We start from the raw sequence: 17966 nt of genomic DNA on the forward strand, positions 1-17966 counted from the left end.
GTGAAGGTTACTTGCACAACAGTCGGGCAACGTTGAAAATCCTTTCATGCCCAGAGACTGCTATCGATATTTTTCAGGCCTGGCACTGGTAGCGGCGCTGATGCTCGGCGCAGCAGCGGCCCCCGCCACCCCGCCGGACACCCCGCCGGACACCGTGCCGGTGGCCGCCCAGGCGGCCTGCGCGACCGATCCGGCCACCCCGAAGCGGCAGTTCCGGGGCATGTGGATGGCCAGCGTGGCCAACATCGACTGGCCCAGCCGCACCGGGCTCACCCCCGCCGCTCAGCAGTCGGAGTACCGGGGTTGGCTCGACCTGGCCAGGCAGCGTCGGATGAACGCCGTCGTCGTGCAGATCCGCCCCGCCGCCGACGCGTTCTGGCCGTCGACGTACGAGCCGTGGTCGCAGTGGCTCACCGGAACCCAGGGCGGCAACCCCGGCTACGACCCGCTGGCCTTCATGGTGGCCGAGGCGCACGCCCGCAACCTGGAGTTCCACGCCTGGTTCAACCCGTACCGGGTCGCGACCCACACCGACCTCACCAAACTGGCCGCCAACCACCCGGCCCGCAGGAACCCGGGCTGGGCCGTCGCCTACAACGGCCAGCTCTACTACAACCCCGGCATCCCCGCCGTCCGGGCCTTCGTGCAGACCGCCATGATGGACGCCGTCAGCCGCTACGACATCGACGCGGTGCACTGGGACGACTACTTCTACCCGTACCCGGGCAGCGGTGGGGGCTTCCCCGACCAGGCCACGTACGCCCAGTACGGTGCCGGCTTCAGCACCATCGCCGACTGGCGGCGCAACAACGTCAACCTGCTGGTGCAGGAGATGAGTGCCAAGATCCGGGCGGCGAAGCCGTGGGTGAAGCTCGGCGTGAGCCCGTTCGGCATCTGGCGCAACGCCGGCACCGACCCGCTCGGCTCGCGCACCACCGGCCTCCAGTCGTACGACGCCATCTACGCCGACACCCGACGCTGGGTGAAGCAGGGCTGGATCGACTACATCGCCCCGCAGATCTACTGGCAGATCGGCCACCCCGCGGCCGACTACGCGGAACTGGTCCGCTGGTGGTCGGAGACCGTCACCGGCACCAACGTGCAGTTGCTCGTCGGGCAGGCCACCTACCGCGCCGGGGCGTCCGGGCAGGACGCCGCCTGGCAGGACCCGGCCGAACTGACCGACCACCTCACCCTCAACCGCACCTACCCCCGGATCCTCGGTGACATCCACTTCAGCGCCAAGGACGTACGCGCCGACCGCATCGGCGCCGTCTCCCGGGTGGCGACCGACCACTACCGCAGGCCCGCCCTGGCACCCGCCGGCGTGGGTGGCTCAGCGCCCGCCGCGCCGAACCTCACCTCGGCGGTACGCGGCACCGGCGGCGTGACAATGAACTGGCAGCGTGGCGGCACCGGAAGCACCGCCGAGTACGCCGTGTACCGACTGCCCGGTGACGGCGCGGTCGACCCCTGCGACCTGACCGACGCCCGCAACCTGCTCGGCACGGTGCGCGCGTCTGGCAGCACCGGGACGTTCACCGACGCCACCGCCGCGGCGGGCTCGACCTACCGGTACCTGGTGACCGCACTGGACCGGCTGCACCACGAGAGCCCGGCCAGCAACGCGCGGGTCGTCACCGGTAGCGGCGGCACGTTCAGCGTGATCGTGGACAACACCACCACTGGTGGCTTCACCGCCGCCGCCACCTGGGGCACGTCGTCGTACCTCACCACGCGGTACGGCACGAACTACCGATTCGCCGAGCCGCAGGCGGTCAGCGACCCGGCCTGGTTCAGCGCGACGCTGCCCGCTGCCGGCTCGTACCGGGTCGAGGTCTGGTACCCGGCGGACCCCGGCTACAACAGCGCCACGCCGCACCTGGTGGCCACCGCGAACGGAACCGTGACGGCATCCGTCGACCAGCGCACCGGCGGCGGGCAGTGGCGGGTGCTGGGCACCTACGACTTCGCCGCGGGGACACGCCAGGTCGTCGGGGTCAGCCGCTGGACCAGCACCCAGGGGTACGTCGTAGCCGACGCTGTCCGGATCACCCGGCTCTGAGCCGACAGAGCGCTTTCTCATACGGCCAAGAGCCGTGCCGGTCTGTTCGGCCGTAGGCACCCCAACGGGTGTCTACGGCCGAACGTCTGCCGCTGCGGAGGCGTCTACGAATTCGCGGGTCGCGACCGTCGACCGGGCTGGTGTTCCGGCACCGGAATGCCCGGCAGGGTCATGCCCTCCGCTTCCTTTGCTCTGCTTCCGTGACCGCAACACCAGTACCCCGTAGTCACTTCACGCGTTGCGAGCAGCGAAGACGGGCGACGGGAGGCACCGCGCTTGGAGCGCGTTGCGCCGAGGGCGGCAGAGCAAAAGAGGATGCCGGGCGCGACAACGACATCGTCCGGGAGATGTTCGAGCGCACCGGCGCGAGCGTCATGGGCAAGCGCATTTTCGCGTTCGGCGAGCACTCCGGGCCACAGGCGCCGCCCTTCCACACCCCCGTGTTCGTCCTCACCCACCAGCAGCGCGACCCCTGGGAGCGGTCGGGCGGGACGACGTTCTCTTCGTCGACGACGTCATCCACAGCGCGCTGGGTCAGGCCCGCGAGGCCGCCGGCGGCCGGGACGTCGCATCGCCGGCGGCAGTGAGACGATCCTGCCGATCCGTTCGGAGTCGACGCCGCGGGCGACGCACCTGACCTACGCCGTGCGCCCTCGGGGATGATGAGACGCTCAGACCCCTTGCCCTGAGAAAGGACGGCGAGCGTCGTGCTCCCGCTCCCCGTGGACCTGCAGTGGAATGTGGACGGCCCGACCAGCGACCTCGGTCGGGTCGTGTACGAGTGGCTGGACGGTGCATCGGCGCAGCTGCTGCCAGCGGCCCGCAAGGCGATGTCGCCCCTGTCGGCCCGGGTCTCCAGGTCCCTCGGGGCACCCGGCTCCACCTTCGGGGTGCTCGCCGTCACCCGCGGTGGGGTCGACGTTCCGCCGAAGACCAGGGAGCGCACCTGTTCGGACACCGGGTTCGCCTGGTTGAAGAAGGAACTCGTGTGCCTCCCGGACATGGTCACTCTGCAGATCGGGACGTTCGACGAGCGGGGGCACCGGGCGCGGCGGCATCTCGTGCTGAGCGCCCGCACCCATCCGGCGTCCCCCGGATGGGTGCGGCTTGCGCTGCTGGGCAGCGACGAGAGCCTGGACGGCTCCGACAGCAGCCTCGACGTCCAGCGAGCGTGGCTGGACGTGCTGCACGGACACGCCAGCACGTGGGACCCTGGCTTCGGCCACATCTCGTACAGCTACGGGCTCGGCGCCACGGGCCTGGAGGACTGCCTGCCGCCGGGCGACTATCCTCCGCAGCAGCGCGATCCCGAGCACACGGTCAACGACTGCCGCCGCTACCTGCGGGGATACTCGTGGCTGACGATCGTGCCTAAGGAGTTGGTGGCCAGGCTCGGCGGTATCGACGAGCTCCGGGCGACCAGCGCCTTCGCCCGGGTCGAGCAGTTGGCCAGTGGGGCGCTGTGGCTGAAGGCGACGGAGCGGTTCGAGGACTACCGGGGCGAGGCGGTGCACGGCGTCTTCGACGCCCTTGCTCCGGTGCTGCGTCCCGGCCTTCCTGTCCCCACCCCTCGTCGCGACGATCAGCCTCCGCACCTGCTGGTCTTCGAGGACGCGGCCAGCCGCTAGCCGCGGACCAGCCTTATCTGCCCTCCTGCGGCCAGGCACCCACCGCCGGGCCGCAGTTGTGAGATCACCTTCGTTGACCCCGCACGCTCGTCTTGGGAGAAAGGCGATGTCAGACTCGACGCAGGACCAGGCAGCCTGGCGCATGTTCCGACGATTGTGGGGCAACACCGCCGTCTTCCGCACGCTGTCGACCGGGGCCTCCGCCCTGGGCGCGGTCCTGGGAGGCATCCTGGCCCGCGCACTCGGGTTGTCCTGGCCGGCCCTTCTTCCTAGTCGGCACCATCGTCGTCGCTCTCGGGCCGATCCTTTTCCACTGGCTCAGCAACGACCGTATCGAGGCAACGCTCCCCACCAGACAGCCGACCGAGGAGAAGGTCTGATGTTCGAGGCGCACAACCACGCACGTTGCCACCCCCGAATATCTTTTGCTGCACAGCCGCCTCATGTCCCGCACGAAGGCCGACCCGGGTGGGCGGCTCGGCCAAGCGGGCCAGGTCGCGCGGCGGTGAGGAGACGTCACATGGTCGACGCGGCGAGCACCGACGGTGGGCGAACCGAGATGACTCTCCACTTTCCCGAGGCGGCCTTCCTCTGAGCGGCACCGGTTCGGATGAGATGGCGGAGATCCAGCGCAAGCAGATCGCTGCGTACGAGCAGCGCGGACCGTTCTGGGGCCGACTGACGCAGTTCGGGGCGGCTGTCGCCGCCGTCGCTGCCATCGTCGTCACCACGCTGGTGTGCGACACGGTGGCGAGCTTCTACCCGGGCACCGGGGTGGTGAAGTCCAGCCCTGCCGAGCGGCCGGCCGAGGCCACCGTGCGGGACTGCCGGCGGGTCGGCCCGGTGAGCGGTGACGGCTTCGGCTACTGGTGGCACTGCGAGGTGACGATCCGGACCCACGACGGCCGCGAGGTCGACACCGTGGTGAAGCACTCGATCGTCACCCCGGACGACCGGGGGAAGCCCGTCGAGTTCCGGGAGGCGTGCTACGAGAAGGACAATGCCGACTGCCGGTACGGGCGTCCCGCGTGGCGCGTCTGGGCCCTTGCCCTGGAGATGCTGCGCATGGTGAGGAACGCCATGCTCCTGCTCCTGCTCTGCGGGGTCTGGTACGCGCTGCAGCGGACTGTGCTGGGTGTGCCGCGGTACTACGCCCGGCTGCGTCGCCGGGAGGCGAAGAAGCCCGTGAGCCGCGCGGAGGAACGCCTGCGGGGGCTGATGGAGGGGGTGAACCGGCCCGCGGCTGAATCCCCGGCTCAGCTCATGCGTAACCAGAGCGCGCCCAGCGGCGGCACCCGCAGCGCCGCCGACGCCGCCATTCCGTGCCACGGCACGTCCTGCGCGTGCACCTCGCCCAGGTTGCCCACCCCCGACCCGCCGTAGTGGTGCGCGTCGGTGTTGAGCACCTCGGTCCACGTTCCGCCGGCACCGGCCTGGTTTGAGCATCGGTCGGCCGCAGCTGAGAGTTGCCGTGCTGCGCTACGGTCCCATCCGACCCACCCGAACGGGAGGGTGGAGCGGGGGCGGATGTGATGTTGAAATACGTGCAGCCGCAGTTGGCGCCTGACGAACGGATCCTGTTCACCCAACGGGGATATTTTCCCTTTGGTGGAACGGTGTTCAGCGCCTACGGGGCCCTCCTCATCCTCACCACCAGGCGCCTGCTCTTCGCGCCTGCTCGGATCTGGAAGATCCACAACCCTGGAGAGGTCTGGGTTCGCGCCAAGTCGATGAGCCTTCCGGACGTGACGGCCGCAGAACCCGCGTCCGGCGCGCGGTTGACGATCAGTTCCAGGTACGGCGAAACCGTCTCCTTCGGCGCCATCCTCCCCACGGGCCTGGGTTTCGTCTGGCAGTTGCGCGACGCCGTTCCCTATCGGGACGAGACAGTTCGGCGGATCAGGGAGGCCATTCGGATCACCGGGGCTGGTTCGGATGCGGCCGACGTCGGTGACGGCGGCGCGTGGCGCTGAAGCTGGCACTGGTCCTGACGGTCCGGCGGGGTCGATGGCCAGCACGCGGAAGGTCGGAATGAGAACAGCGTGGCGGTCGTGGTTCTGGAACATCGTTCTGATGGTCGTCATGACGGTGATGGCGGCCGTCCTCACCGGCGTCGCGCTCTCTCAGAAGAACGCGGTTTCGGCTGTCGGCTTCGGGATTGCTGCTCTTCTCTGTTGGACCGGATTTTTCCGCGCACCGACTCTCGGCGTCTACGCCAAGCCCCGCGGTGTCGTGGTACGGGAGTTCACCCGCACCACAACCATCGCTTGGGATGAGATCCTCGGAGTCGAGCTGGCGCAGGGCGGAGGCCCACCAGTCGTGACGGGGCCGACGGCTCCAGTGATCCGACGACGGGGCAAGGGTGGCAGGGCGATCACCGTCGAGCTGAACGCCCTCGGCGGGTACGGGCTGTTCCGGCACGACGCCTCGCCCGGGCAGCGGGCCGTCGCCGACCTCAACGAGCACCTGAAGCACTGGCGGAGCTAACCTGGGTCAGCCCTGGCGGAGCCGGTTCCGTGGCGGCCAGCCAGCGGGCGCAGGATCATGAGCGGAGGTCGCCCAGCGTTGATGCCGATGAGGAGCTGGGGCGCGTGGTTCGGCGGTCTGATGCTGTGGGCCGTGTTCGGCTTCATGATGGTGATGTTCAGCAGGAATCCGGCGAACGGTTGGGGTGAGTTGGTGCTGGTCGCCGCGTTCTTCGTCGGCCTCTGTCACCTCGTCACGCTCGCCGCCATGTTCTCCTACGTGAAGGTGACTCCGGCCGCCCTTCTGGTGGTCAACCCGGGACTGTCGACCGCGATACCGTGGGGTCGCGTCCAGGAGGTGGTCGCGGAGCATGGTCTCGTTGTCAGGGTCAGGGGCGCCGAGGACGTCCACTGCTACGCGTTCCAGCCCTCCGTCGTCGGCCGCCTGATGGGGTATCCGGGAGCCCATCGAGCGGTCAAGAAGATCGACAGTTATGGGAAGCGCCTTGCTCTCGCAGCCGACAAGGACGACCCGGAAAGCGCAGTTACCTGGCGGCGCCACCTGCTGTGGTTGGTAGGTGGCTGGTCGGTCTTCGCATTGCTCGTACCCTCGTTGGTCCGTGTCCTTTGAGGAGCAGGCAGATGCCCTACGAGCAGGTGACCGCGACCAGGCGTCGCACGTCCTACCCTGCCGTGGAGTCCCAACGCCCGCCGGGAGTGACCTGCGGCCCGGCGTCGCCGGGCAGCGAGCCCACGGTGGCCACCGTGGGCGGTCCCTCCTCCGCAGAGCAGCGCCAGCTCACGGCATCTTTGTCCCTGACTGCGGCCGACTCTCCTGCCGAACGGGAGACGCTCGCGACGGTGTGGTGCACGGGACATTCCGGCCAAGCTTTCCAGAGCACACCCATGACGGTGTCCTGAGCGGCTTCGGCGACAACGGCGATGATCCTGGCGGCAGTGTCCCCGGGCTGAACTTGGACCGGGTCACCGTGAAACCGGCCATCATCCAGAGCTACGAAAACTTGGCCTCTGCTGGTGACCAGGCGTAGTCCTCCGGCCTCGCCGACCACCACCTCCACGTCTCTCTCCACGATGGAGAGTGCTTGGTCGAGCAGCTGGTGTTCGGCCGGTGTCGGCGGCGGCATGGTCAGCCCTGGCGGAGCCAGACGGCACCGAGCGGCGGGACCTGGAGGGCCGCGGAGGCGACCATCCCGTGCCACGGCACGTCCTCGGCACGTACCTCGCCCAGGTTGCCCACCCCCGACCCGCCGTAGTGGTGCGCGTCGGTGTTGAGCACCTCCTGCCACGTCCCGCCGGCCGGCAACCCGATCCGGTAGTCGTGCAGCGGCTGGGCGGAGAAGTTCGCCACGCAGACCAGGGTCGAGCCGTCCGGGGCGATCCGGACGAACGACACGGCGTTGTTGGCGACGTCGTCGCCGGCGATCCACCGGAACCCGGCCGGCTCGGTGTCCTGTGCCCAGAGCGCCGGGGTGTCCCGGTAGACGCGGTTGAGGTCAGCGACGAGGCGCTGCACCCCGGCGCGGGCCGGGTCGTGCAGCAGGTACCAGTCGAGGCCGCGTTCCTCGCTCCACTCCCGGTCGTCGGCCAGCTCCGAGCCCATGAAGAGCAGTTGCTTGCCCGGGTGCGCCCACATGTACGCCAACAGCGCCCGCACGTTCGCCAGCCGCTGCCAGGTGTCGCCGGGCATCTTGCCGGCCAGCGAGCCCTTGCCGTGCACCACCTCGTCGTGGCTGATCGGCAGCACGTAGTTCTCGCTCCAGGCGTACGCCAGGGAGAAGGTGAGCTGGTGGTGGTGGTGCTGGCGGTAGATCGGGTCCTTCGAGGTGTAGAGCAGGGTGTCGTGCATCCAGCCCATGTTCCACTTGAACCCGAAGCCCAGCCCGCCCTCGGCCGTGGAACTGGTGACACCCGGCCAGGCGGTGGACTCCTCGGCGATCATGACGACCCCGGCGTGGTGCTTGTAGACGGTCGCGTTCACCTCCTGCATGAGCGCGATGGCCTCCAGGTTCTCCCGGCCGCCGTACTGGTTGGGGGCCCACTCGCCGTGGTTGCGGGAGTAGTCCAGGTAGAGCATCGAGGCGACGGCGTCCACCCGCAGCCCGTCGACGTGGAACTGGTCGCACCAGTAGAGCGCGTTGGCGACGAGGAAGTTGCGCACCTCGTTGCGGCCGAAGTCGAAGACGTACGTACCCCAGTCGGGATGTTCGCCACGGCGCGGATCGGGGTGCTCGTAGAGCGGGGTGCCGTCGAAGCGGCCGAGAGCCCACTCGTCCTTGGGGAAGTGCGCGGGCACCCAGTCCAGGATCACGCCGATGCCCGCGGCGTGCAGCCGGTCGACCAGGTGCCGGAACTCGTCCGGGTCACCGAAGCGGGACGTCGGCGCGTAGTAGCCGGTGACCTGGTAACCCCAGGAACCGCCGAACGGGTGCTCCATCACCGGCAGGAACTCCACGTGCGTGAAGCCCAACTCGGTGACGTACGCGGTGAGCTGGTCGGCCAGCTCGCGGTAGCTCAGCCCGGGTCGCCACGAACCGAGGTGCACCTCGTAGACGCTCATCGGCTCCTGGTGCGGCTGCCGCTCGGCCCGTCGGGCCAGCCAGTCCGCGTCGTTCCACCGGTACGTCGAGTGGTGCACCACCGAGGCGGTGGCCGGGGGCACCTCCGCGTACGCGGCCAGGGGGTCGGCCTTGTCCCGCCACTGCCCGTCGGCGCCCAGCACCCGGTACTTGTAGCGGGCTCCGACCCGGGCGTTGGGGACGAACAGCTCCCACACGCCGCTGGAGCCGAGCGAGCGCATCGGCCAGCCGTCGTCGGGCCCCCAGCCGGTGAAGTCGCCGACCACCCGGACCCCGCCGGCGTTGGGCGCCCACACGCTGAACGCCACGCCCTCGTCGAAGACCCGTGCGCCCAGGGCGTCCCACAGTCGCTCGTGCCGGCCCTCGCCGATCAGGTGCAGGTCCAGCTCGCCGAGCGTCGGCGGATAGCGGTACGGGTCGTCGTGCGCGGTGCCGTCGACCTCCACCCGGTAGTCGAGCACTGTGCCCTCGACCTGGGTCTCGAAGACGCCCACGTCGTGCACCCGCTTCATCGGGTGTCGCTCGTCGCCGACGAGCAGCACCACGTCGCCGGCGCCCCGGCGCATCGTGCGGATCGTCGTCGAGGAGTCGGCGGGGTGCGCGCCGAGCAGCGCGTGCGGGTCGTGCGTCGCGCCGGAGATCAGCTGGTCCATCGGGCGTCCTTCGGGGCGGCGTCGGTCGGTGCGGAGGCGGGCGGGCGGGTCGCCGATCGGCGCGGCGGGGTCGGTACCGGGCCCGACCGGCGGGGCGGAGTCGGAACGGGAGGTGTCGGCGCAGGAGGTGTCGGTGCAGGAGGAGTCGGCGCGGGAGCTGTCGGCGCGGTGCCGCCGGACAGGTCGTCCGGCACCTCGGCGACGGTGAGGTCCGCCGGCTCGGCGCCCGCCGGCTGCGGCTCGGTCGGCGGGGCCGGCCGACGCACGGTCAGCACGTGCGCCGGTTGCAGGTACGGGTCGAGTCGCACCGCGTTGCGTTGACCCCAGTCGTAGCTGGTGCCGGTCAGCTCGTCGTGCACGGTGAACCGCTCGTGCCAGTCGAAGCCCAGCGCCGGCATGTCGAGGGTGGTGTTGCCCCACTGCACCTCGCGCGAGTCGAACGAGCAGATCACGATGACGGTGTTGCCGGTCTCCGGGTCGTGCTTCGACCAGCAGAGCAACGCCGGGTTGTCGATCTCGTGGAAGCGCAGGTTGCGGAGCTGGTGCAGGGCCGGGTTGTCACGGCGTACCCGGTTGAGGGTGGTGAGGAACGGTGCCAGCGAACGGCCCTGCGCCTCGGCGCCGGCCCAGTCCCGGGGGCGCAGTTCGTACTTCTCGTTGTCCAGGTATTCCTCGGCGCCCGGCCGGGCCACGTGCTCGAACAGCTCGAAACCGGCGTACATGCCCCAGGACGGGGAGAGCAGCGCGGCCAGCACCGCCCGGATCTTGAACATCGGCGGGCCGCCGTGCTGCAACGACTCGTGCAGGATATCCGGTGTGTTCGGCCAGAAGTTCGGCCGCATGTGGTCGGCCGACTCGACCAGCTCCTCGCAGTACTCCCGCATCTCGGCGGCCGTCGTGCGCCAGGTGAAATAGGTGTACGACTGCGTGAAGCCGATCTTGCCGAGGCCGTGCATGATGGCCGGCCGGGTGAACGCCTCGGCCAGGAACAGCACGTCGGGGTCGACAGTCTTCACCTCGGCGATCAACCAGTGCCAGAAGTCGAACGGCTTGGTGTGCGGGTTGTCCACCCGGAAGATCCGGATGCCCTCGCCGACCCAGTGCAGCACGACCCGCAGCACCTCGGCCCGGATGCCCTCCGGGTCGTTGTCGAAGTTGACCGGGTAGATGTCCTGGTATTTCTTCGGCGGGTTCTCCGCGTACGCGATGCTGCCGTCGGCCCGGGTGGTGAACCACTCCGGGTGCTCGGTGACCCACGGGTGGTCCGGCGCGCACTGCAACGCCAGGTCCATCGCGACCTCCAGGCCCTGCGCCGCCGCCGCCTCGATGAAGGCGCGGAAGTCCGCGGGCGTACCCAGGTCGGGGTGGATGGTGTCGTGGCCGCCCTCGGCGGCGCCGATCGCCCACGGTGAGCCCACGTCGGTCGGCCCGGCGGTGAGCGCGTTGTTGCGGCCCTTGCGGTTGACCCGGCCGATCGGGTGGATCGGCGGCAGGTAGAGCACGTCGAAGCCCATCGCGGCCACGCCCGGCAGCCGGTCGGTGGCGGTGGCGAAGGTGCCGGAGCGGCCACCCACCGCCCCCTCGGAGCGGGGGAAGAACTCATACCAGGCCGAGTAGAGCGCCCGCTTGCGGTCAACCCAGATCGAGTGTGTGTCACCGGTGGTGACCAGCTCCCGCACCGGGTGCTCCCAGAGCAGGTCGGCCAGCGCCAGCGCCGGGTCGACCCGCTGCGGCAGCGGCAGGTCGGTCTCGACCAGCGCGGTGAGGGCATCGGCGACCCGGGGCCGGTCGGCGGTCGGGACGAGGTCCCGGGCGGCGGCGAGCACCCGCGCGCCCTCGGCCAGGTCGTTGGCCAGGTCCTCCGGCCCCTGCCCGGCGGCGATCTTCTTGGTCACCGCGTTCTGCCAGGTCAGGTACGGGTCCTGGAACGCCTCGACGGAGAACGTCCACTCGCCGACCGCGTCCGGGGCGATGGTGGCGTGCCAACGGTCCTGGCCGGGCTCGCCGGGGCGCATCCGGGTGAACGGCCGGCTCGTGCCGTCCGGACCAGTCCACACCACGTTGCAGCCCAGCGCGTCGTGCCCCTCCCGGTAGGCGCGCGCCGACACCGGAACCGGTTCGTCGACCACCGCCTTGGCCGGGTACCGCCCGCACGAGACGACGGGGGAGACGTCTTCGATCGGGAACCGTCCAGTCACCCCGCCAACCTACTGCGCGAGATCCGTTCGCGCGCGGCCAAGCACGCCTGTCCCTCCCTGCCCCCGGGGTCGCGCGCCACGATCCGCGCACTCGGGTCAAGATTCGCGCACTTTCAGGGAAACTGCTGCCTCAACCGTTGCTGACACAGCAGTTTCCCCGAAGTTGTCCGGATCTTTCCGGCGCGGGTGACGTGACGTAGCCTCCGGCCATGATCAAGCGGGTGAAAGTCGCGGTGGTGGGTGTCGGCAACAACACCTCGGCGCTGGTGCAGGGAATCGCGCTCCACCGCCACAACGGCAGTCTGGTGGGCGTCCGCAGGCCGACCGTCGACGGGCTCGCAGTCGGCGACATCGAGTTCGTCGCGGCCTTCGCCACCTCCCCGGAGAAGATCGGCAGGGACCTGACCGAGGCGATCTTCCTGCCGCCCAACAATTTCCCCCGGCTCGACTGCGACCTGCCCGAGGCAGGTGTCCCCGTCACCGAGGGGCTTGTCGACGCGACCGGGGTGGACCGGGTGGCGGCGGCGCTGGCCGGGGCGGAGGTGCTGCTCTACTCGGCGCCGAGCGGCCGACCGGAGATCGCCCGGGCGTACGCCGAGGCGGCGTGCAGCGCGGGCGTCGCCTTCATCAACACCACCGCCGACCCGATCGCCCGCGATCCGCAGGTGATGAGCAGGTTCGAGGCGGCCGGTCTGCCGCTGCTCGGAGACGACCTCGCCAGCCAGTTCGGCACCTCGGTGGTGCACAACGCGCTGCTGCGGCTGCTCCAGGAGCGGGGCCTCACGCTGGTCAGCTCCTACCAGGTCAATCTGGGCGGCACCGAGGACTTCCGCAACCTTGTCGAGAACCCCAACACCAAGAAGCAGTCCAAGCTCAACGCCCTGCCGGACGCCGACAAGGTCGAAATGGCTCCGCTCGGGTACCTGCCGCACCTGCGGTCACAGAAGGTGGCGCACCTCAACATCGAGGCGCAGGGCTGGGGCCAAACGGTGGTGAGCCTCGACGTGAAACTGAAGGTGGACGACCCCAGTGGCGCCGCCGGGGTCAACATCGACCTCATCCGCATCGCAGCCAGCGCGCTCCGCAACGGGCACGGTGGTCATCCCGCTCACGCGACGTCCCTGCTCAAGTCTCCGCCCGGAACGGCGATCTGACCGGCGTCGAACGGCGTCGGGACGACCAGGCGGGGGTGTCGATCGTACGGGTGAGGGCTGCCCAGCCCGGGCGTCGGTGGAGGACGACGGTGAGTGAATGGGCGAATGACAATCCTCGCGATCGTCGTCGGCGGTGGCATCGGCGCCACCCTGCGCTACCTGCTGGGGCTCGGCCTCGCGCCGGCCACGCCACCTGACTTCCCCTGGGTCACCTTCGTGATCAACATGGTGGGCGCCTTCGCTCTCGGCGCCGTGATGACGCTGCTCGCGGCACACCGGCTGCCCGGCCCGTGGGGCAAGCCGTTTCTGTCGACCGGACTCATCGGCGGGTTCACGACCTGGTCGCACTTCATCGTCGAGGCTGACCAACTGATCGGGGCGCGGCGCAGTGGGATCGGCATCGTCTACCTCGTGGTGTCCATCGTCGGTGGGGTGATCGCGGCGGCGCTCGGCGCCCGTCTGGCGGAACTGCGGGTGGGGCACCCGGCGGGAAGGGGTGCGTGATGTGGGTGGGCATCGGAGTGTTCCTGGCCGGCGGGCTGGGTGCGCTGTCCCGGGCCGGGGTGGACGCGCTGGTGAAGCCGTGGTGGAGCGCGCGGGTCAACGGGCCCAGCAAGGCCTTCCCGGCGAGCACCTTCCTGATCAATGTCTCCGGTGCCTTCGTGCTCGGCATCGTCACCGGCTACGCGGTGAAACACACCGCCGCCGGCGCACAGGACTTCGCCACGATCGTCGGCGTCGGCTTCCTCGGCGCGTACACCACCTTCTCCACCGAGGAATGGCACTCCCTGGGACTGCTGCGCAAGAACGCCGCCGTCGAGGCCTTCAACGTGCTCGGCAGTCTCTGCGTCAGCCTCGTGGTGGCCGCGCTCGGCCTGTGGCTCGGCAGCTTGCTCTAGGCCTGTCCAGCGGCGTTCTCCGTCAGGCCCCCTTCACCACCAGCGAGCGGTAGATGTCGAGCGTCTGCCGGGCGATGGCGTCCCAGGAGAAGTGCTCCACGGCGCGCCGCCGACCGGCCTGACCGAACCGGGCGGTACGCGCCGGGTCGGCGAGCAGCGTGTTGATCGCCGACGCCAGGTCGGCGACGAACTTCTCCGGCTCCAACGGGGTCCCCGACCCGTCGGTGACCTGCTCGATCGGCACCAGCAGGCCCGTCTCGCCGTCGGACACGACCTCGGGAATGCCACCCGTCGCGGTCGCCACCACCGCCGTCTCGCAGGCCATCGCCTCCAGATTGACGATGCCCATCGGCTCGTAGATCGACGGGCAGGCGAAGACGGTGGCGTGCGTGAGCACCTGGATCACCTCCGGCTTGGGCAGCATCTCCGCCACCCAGACCACGCCGGAGCGGTTGGCCCGCAACTCGGCGACCAACTCCTCCACCTCGGCGGCGATCTCGGCCGTGTCCGGCGCTCCGGCGAGGAGCACGAGCTGGGTGTCCGCCGGCAGCTCCCGGGCGGCCCGCAGCAGGTAGGGCAGCCCCTTCTGCCGGGTGATCCTGCCCACGTAGACCACGCTGGGTCGGGACGGGTCGACACCGAGCCGGTCCAGCACGTCGGTGCCGGAGTCCGGGGCGTACTGGATGGTGTCGATGCCGTTGTAGACCACCCGGACCCGGGACGGGTCGATCTGCGGGTAGGCGGTCAGCACGTCGTTGCGCATCCCCCCACTGACCGCGATCACGGCGTCGGCGGCCTCCATGGCGGTGCGCTCGATCCAGGACGAGAGCGCGTAACCGCCGCCGAGCTGCTCGGCCTTCCACGGCCGCAGCGGCTCCAGGCTGTGCGCGGTCACCACGTGCGGCACCCCGTGCAGCAGCTTCGCGGTGTGGCCGGCCATGTTCGCGTACCAGGTGTGGCTGTGCACCACGTCGGTGCCGGCCGCGCCGGCGGCCATCTCCAGATCCACGCCCATCGTGCGCAGCGCGGCGTTCGCGCCGGTCAGGCCGGGCGGTTCGGCGTACGCGGTGACGCCCGGCTCGCTGCGCGGCAGACCGAAGCAGTGCACGCGGACGTCGGTGAGGCGGCGCAACTCCCGGGCCAGGTACTCGACGTGCACCCCGGCGCCGCCATAGACCTCCGGCGGGTACTCGCGGGTGAGCAGATCGACGCGCAGCGGGGTGGGTTCCGTCATGACCCCGCACCCTAGTGCAGAAGACTCCCCGTACGAGTGGTGAAGTGGGGCGAGGGTGGATAGCGTCGGGGCATGGCTGCCAAGGTGCTCGCGATCGTCCTGGCGGGTGGTGAGGGCAAGCGCCTGATGCCACTCACCACGGATCGGGCCAAGCCGGCCGTCCCGTTCGGCGGGATGTACCGCATGGTCGACTTCGTCCTCTCCAACCTGGCCAACGCCGGCTATCTCAAGATCGTCGTGCTGACCCAGTACAAGTCCCACTCCCTCGACCGACACATCACCAAGACCTGGCGGATGTCCACGCTGCTCGGCAACTACGTCACCCCGGTGCCCGCGCAGCAGCGTCGCGGCCCGTGGTGGTTCGCCGGCTCGGCCGACGCCATCTACCAGAGCTTCAACCTCATCAACGACGAGCAGCCTGACTACGTGATCGTCTTCGGCGCCGACCACATCTACCGGATGGACCCCCGGCAGATGGTCGAGGACCACATCGCCTCCGGCGCCGCGGTGACCGTCGCCGGCATCCGCCAGCCGCTGTCGATGGCCGACCAGTTCGGCGTCATCGAGGTCGGCGAGGACGGCAAGCGGATCCGGGCGTTCCGCGAGAAGCCCACCGACGCGGTCGGTCTGCCCGACGCGCCGAACGAGATCTACGCCTCGATGGGCAACTACGTCTTCACCACCCGGGCACTCTGCGAGGCGGTCGAGCGCGACGCCGAAGACAAGACCAGCAAGCACGACATGGGCGGCAGCATCATCCCGATGCTCGTCGAGCGGGGCGAGGCCAACGTCTACGACTTCCGCGACAACGAGGTGCCGGGCAGCACCGACCGGGACCGCGGCTACTGGCGCGACGTGGGGACGCTCGACTCGTTCTACGACGCCCACATGGATCTGATCAACGTGCACCCCGTTTTCAACATGTACAACTTCGACTGGCCGATCTACACCGAGCAGCCGCCGTGGCCGCCGGCGAAATTCGTCCACCAGTGGGGTGAGCGGGTCGGCCGGGCGGTCGGCTCGATGGTCTCCCCGGGCGTGGTGATCTCCGGCTCACTGGTGGAAAACTCGATCGTCTCGCCGAAGGTGCGGGTGCACTCGTGGGCGCACGTCGAGGGCTCGGTGCTGATGGAGGGTGTGGAGATCGGCCGGCACGCGGTGGTCCGGCGGGCGATCCTGGACAAGAACGTGTTCGTCCCGGAGGGCGCCGAGATCGGCGTCGACCTGGAGAAGGACCGGCAGCGCTACACCGTCTCCGACAACGGCATCGTGGTGATCGGCAAGGGCCAGAAGGTCGAGCCGTGACCGACGCGTACTCCCCGAGGAGGATCCCGCAGTGACCCACCCCCGTGCCGGCCAGCCCGCCGAGCCCGCCGACCTGGTCGACGTGCCGCGCCTGGTGACCGCCTACTACGCCGAGCATCCGGATCCCACGGACCCGGCGCAACAGGTCTCCTTCGGCACCTCCGGGCACCGCGGCTCCAGCCTGCGCAACGCGTTCAACTCCGACCACATCCTCGCGGTCACCCAGGCGCTCTGCGACTACCGGCGCGAGCAGGGCCTGGACGGGCCGCTCTTCCTCGCCCGCGACACCCACGCGCTCTCCGCGCCGGCCGCGGTGGACGCCCTGGAGGTGCTCGCCGCCAACGGGGTCACCGTGCTGGTGGACAGCCGCGACGGCTACACCCCCACGCCGGCGCTGTCGCACGCGATCCTCACCCACAACCGGGGCCGCACCAGCGGGCTCGCCGACGGCATCGTCATCACCCCGTCGCACAACCCGCCCGACGACGGCGGTTTCAAGTACAACCCCACCAACGGCGGGCCGGCCGACACCGACGTCACCCGGTGGATCCAGGACCGGGCCAACGCCATCCTCGCCGCCGGGCTCAAGGAGGTCCGCCGGATCACCTACGCGCGTGCTCGGGCCGCCGACACCACCGGGGAGTACGACTTCCTCGCCCACTACGTCGACGACCTGCCCTCGGCGATCGACATCGACGCCATCCGCGATGCCGGGATCCGGATCGGCGCGGACCCACTGGGCGGGGCCAGCGTGGCGTACTGGGGTGAGATCGCCGAGCGGCACCGCCTGGACCTGACCGTGGTCAACCCGACGGTCGACCCGACCTGGCGGTTCATGACCCTGGACGGCGACGGCAAGATCCGGATGGACTGCTCCTCGCCCAACGCGATGGCGTCGCTGATCGCCGCCCGCGCCGACTACCAGATCTCCACCGGCAACGACGCGGACGCCGACCGGCACGGCATCGTCACCCCGGACGCCGGGCTGATGAACCCCAACCACTACCTGGCGGTGGCGATCGGTCACCTGTTCCGTACCCGTACCGAATGGGGTCCGGACGCCGCGGTGGGCAAGACGCTGGTCTCCTCGTCGATGATCGACCGGGTCGCCGCGGACCTGGGTCGGCCGCTGCTGGAGGTGCCGGTCGGCTTCAAGTGGTTCGTGCCCGGCCTGCTCGACGGCGCGGTCGGCTTCGGCGGTGAGGAGAGCGCGGGGGCGTCGTTCCTGCGCCGAGACGGTTCCACCTGGACCACCGACAAGGACGGCCTGCTGCTCTGCCTGCTCGCCTCCGAGATCCTGGCCACCACCGGGCGCAGCCCGAGCGAGCACTGGGCGGAGCTGGCCGAGAGGTTCGGCGCGCCCTCGTACGCCCGGATCGACGCCCCGGCCACCCGGGAGCAGAAGGCCGTGCTCGGCAAGCTCTCGCCGGACCAGGTCACCGCCACCGAGCTTGCCGGCGAGCCGATCACCGCGACGCTGACCACCGCCCCCGGCAACAACGCCCCGATCGGCGGCCTCAAGGTCAGCACGAAGTCCGGCTGGTTCGCCGCGCGCCCGTCCGGCACCGAGGACGTCTACAAGATCTACGCCGAGTCCTTCCAGGGCCCTGACCACCTCAAGAAGATCCAGGAAGAAGCCAAAGCCCTGGTAGACCAAGCCCTAACCGCCTAACCCCGGACCCCGGCTAACCCAGTTGATCAAGAGGTTTGCGTCACGCCGGGCGGCGTGTCATGACGCAAACCTCTTGATCACCCGGGTAAAGGGGTG

Annotated in this window: 13 protein-coding genes and 3 pseudogenes; 12 read left to right on the forward strand and 4 right to left on the reverse strand. The window is 69.9% G+C overall.

The genetic code is table 11. The annotated features are described in order from the left end of the window. Positions 1-46 precede the first annotated feature (46 nt). The 4 genes and pseudogenes from GA0070619_RS06520 to GA0070619_RS34035 all read left to right on the forward strand — a co-directional run. On the forward strand, positions 47-2065 hold the full coding sequence (locus GA0070619_RS06520; RefSeq protein ID WP_231927305.1) for a family 10 glycosylhydrolase: 2019 nt from the start codon (positions 47-49) through the stop codon (positions 2063-2065). A gap of 314 nt (positions 2066-2379) precedes the next feature. Beyond that, positions 2380-2728, forward strand: a pseudogene (locus tag GA0070619_RS06525) (dihydrofolate reductase family protein); the annotation flags it as partial. A gap of 44 nt (positions 2729-2772) precedes the next feature. Then, entirely contained in the window at positions 2773-3693 is a 921-nt protein-coding gene (locus GA0070619_RS06530) for a hypothetical protein (protein ID WP_157743921.1), read from the forward strand. Between the two features lie 615 nt (positions 3694-4308). Then, a pseudogene (locus GA0070619_RS34035) lies at positions 4309-4791 on the forward strand (DUF6346 domain-containing protein); the annotation flags it as partial. A 158-nt stretch (positions 4792-4949) separates the two neighbouring features. Here GA0070619_RS34035 and GA0070619_RS34040 read toward each other — a convergent pair. After that, positions 4950-5120, reverse strand: a pseudogene (locus GA0070619_RS34040) (alpha amylase C-terminal domain-containing protein); the annotation flags it as partial. A 105-nt stretch (positions 5121-5225) separates the two neighbouring features. Here GA0070619_RS34040 and GA0070619_RS32970 point away from each other — a divergent pair. From GA0070619_RS32970 to GA0070619_RS06545, 3 genes are all read left to right on the forward strand, one after another. After that, a complete protein-coding gene (locus GA0070619_RS32970) occupies positions 5226-5666 on the forward strand; it encodes a hypothetical protein (protein ID WP_197699704.1) in 441 nt (146 codons plus the stop codon). 58 nt (positions 5667-5724) lie between these two features. Further along, entirely contained in the window at positions 5725-6180 is a 456-nt protein-coding gene (locus tag GA0070619_RS06540) for a PH domain-containing protein (RefSeq protein WP_197699606.1), read from the forward strand. A gap of 87 nt (positions 6181-6267) precedes the next feature. After that, positions 6268-6789, forward strand: coding sequence for a hypothetical protein (locus tag GA0070619_RS06545; protein WP_088947226.1), 522 nt, complete (start codon positions 6268-6270; stop codon positions 6787-6789). Positions 6790-7305: 516 nt separating this feature from the next. Here GA0070619_RS06545 and glgB read toward each other — a convergent pair. Both glgB and GA0070619_RS06560 read right to left on the reverse strand, forming a co-directional pair. Then, a complete protein-coding gene (gene glgB, locus GA0070619_RS06555) occupies positions 7306-9408 on the reverse strand; it encodes a 1,4-alpha-glucan branching protein GlgB (RefSeq protein ID WP_088947228.1) in 2103 nt (700 codons plus the stop codon). After that, a complete protein-coding gene (locus GA0070619_RS06560; RefSeq protein WP_088947229.1) occupies positions 9396-11606 on the reverse strand; it encodes an alpha-1,4-glucan--maltose-1-phosphate maltosyltransferase in 2211 nt (736 codons plus the stop codon). The genes glgB and GA0070619_RS06560 overlap by 13 nt, the downstream gene beginning before the upstream one ends. 209 nt (positions 11607-11815) lie before the next feature. Between GA0070619_RS06560 and GA0070619_RS06565 the strand changes: the two genes are divergently transcribed. The 3 genes from GA0070619_RS06565 to GA0070619_RS06575 all read left to right on the forward strand — a co-directional run bounded on the left by GA0070619_RS06565 (position 11816) and on the right by GA0070619_RS06575 (position 13659). Continuing rightward, positions 11816-12760 (forward strand): inositol-3-phosphate synthase, encoded by a 945-nt coding sequence (locus GA0070619_RS06565; protein ID WP_088947230.1) that lies wholly within the window; start codon positions 11816-11818, stop codon positions 12758-12760. 105 nt (positions 12761-12865) lie between these two features. Beyond that, the gene (crcB, locus tag GA0070619_RS06570; RefSeq protein WP_088947231.1) at positions 12866-13264 is read left to right on the forward strand and encodes a fluoride efflux transporter CrcB; all 399 of its coding nucleotides are present in this window, start codon (positions 12866-12868) and stop codon (positions 13262-13264) included. Further along, the gene (locus GA0070619_RS06575; RefSeq protein ID WP_157743922.1) at positions 13264-13659 is read left to right on the forward strand and encodes a fluoride efflux transporter FluC; all 396 of its coding nucleotides are present in this window, start codon (positions 13264-13266) and stop codon (positions 13657-13659) included. The genes crcB and GA0070619_RS06575 overlap by 1 nt, the downstream gene beginning before the upstream one ends. 22 nt (positions 13660-13681) lie before the next feature. Here GA0070619_RS06575 and glgA read toward each other — a convergent pair whose 3' ends face one another. Beyond that, positions 13682-14893, reverse strand: coding sequence for a glycogen synthase (gene glgA / locus GA0070619_RS06580; protein ID WP_088947233.1), 1212 nt, complete (start codon positions 14891-14893; stop codon positions 13682-13684). A gap of 72 nt (positions 14894-14965) precedes the next feature. Between glgA and glgC the strand changes: the two genes are divergently transcribed. Both glgC and pgm read left to right on the forward strand, forming a co-directional pair. Next, positions 14966-16198 carry a glucose-1-phosphate adenylyltransferase gene (gene glgC, locus GA0070619_RS06585; RefSeq protein WP_088947234.1) on the forward strand — a complete coding sequence of 411 codons (1233 nt, stop codon included), beginning with the start codon at positions 14966-14968 and terminating at the stop codon, positions 16196-16198. A gap of 31 nt (positions 16199-16229) precedes the next feature. Continuing rightward, positions 16230-17870 carry a phosphoglucomutase (alpha-D-glucose-1,6-bisphosphate-dependent) gene (gene pgm, locus GA0070619_RS06590; protein ID WP_088947235.1) on the forward strand — a complete coding sequence of 547 codons (1641 nt, stop codon included), beginning with the start codon at positions 16230-16232 and terminating at the stop codon, positions 17868-17870. Positions 17871-17966 lie beyond the last annotated feature (96 nt).

The sequence above is a fragment of the Micromonospora zamorensis genome (assembly GCF_900090275.1).
Lineage (GTDB): Bacteria > Actinomycetota > Actinomycetes > Mycobacteriales > Micromonosporaceae > Micromonospora > Micromonospora zamorensis.

Bases quoted from the DNA above. Each gene is read 5' to 3' on its own strand.
- GA0070619_RS06520 (WP_231927305.1), top strand. From the start codon at position 47: ATGCCCAGAGACTGCTATCGATATTTTTCAGGCCTGGCACTGGTAGCG.
- GA0070619_RS32970 (WP_197699704.1), top strand. From the start codon at position 5,226: ATGTTGAAATACGTGCAGCCGCAGTTGGCGCCTGACGAACGGATCCTG.
- GA0070619_RS06540 (WP_197699606.1), top strand. From the start codon at position 5,725: ATGAGAACAGCGTGGCGGTCGTGGTTCTGGAACATCGTTCTGATGGTC.
- GA0070619_RS06545 (WP_088947226.1), top strand. From the start codon at position 6,268: ATGAGGAGCTGGGGCGCGTGGTTCGGCGGTCTGATGCTGTGGGCCGTG.
- glgB (WP_088947228.1), bottom strand. From the start codon at position 9,408: ATGGACCAGCTGATCTCCGGCGCGACGCACGACCCGCACGCGCTGCTC.
- GA0070619_RS06565 (WP_088947230.1), top strand. From the start codon at position 11,816: ATGATCAAGCGGGTGAAAGTCGCGGTGGTGGGTGTCGGCAACAACACC.
- crcB (WP_088947231.1), top strand. From the start codon at position 12,866: ATGACAATCCTCGCGATCGTCGTCGGCGGTGGCATCGGCGCCACCCTG.
- GA0070619_RS06575 (WP_157743922.1), top strand. From the start codon at position 13,264: ATGTGGGTGGGCATCGGAGTGTTCCTGGCCGGCGGGCTGGGTGCGCTG.
- glgA (WP_088947233.1), bottom strand. From the start codon at position 14,893: ATGACGGAACCCACCCCGCTGCGCGTCGATCTGCTCACCCGCGAGTAC.
- glgC (WP_088947234.1), top strand. From the start codon at position 14,966: ATGGCTGCCAAGGTGCTCGCGATCGTCCTGGCGGGTGGTGAGGGCAAG.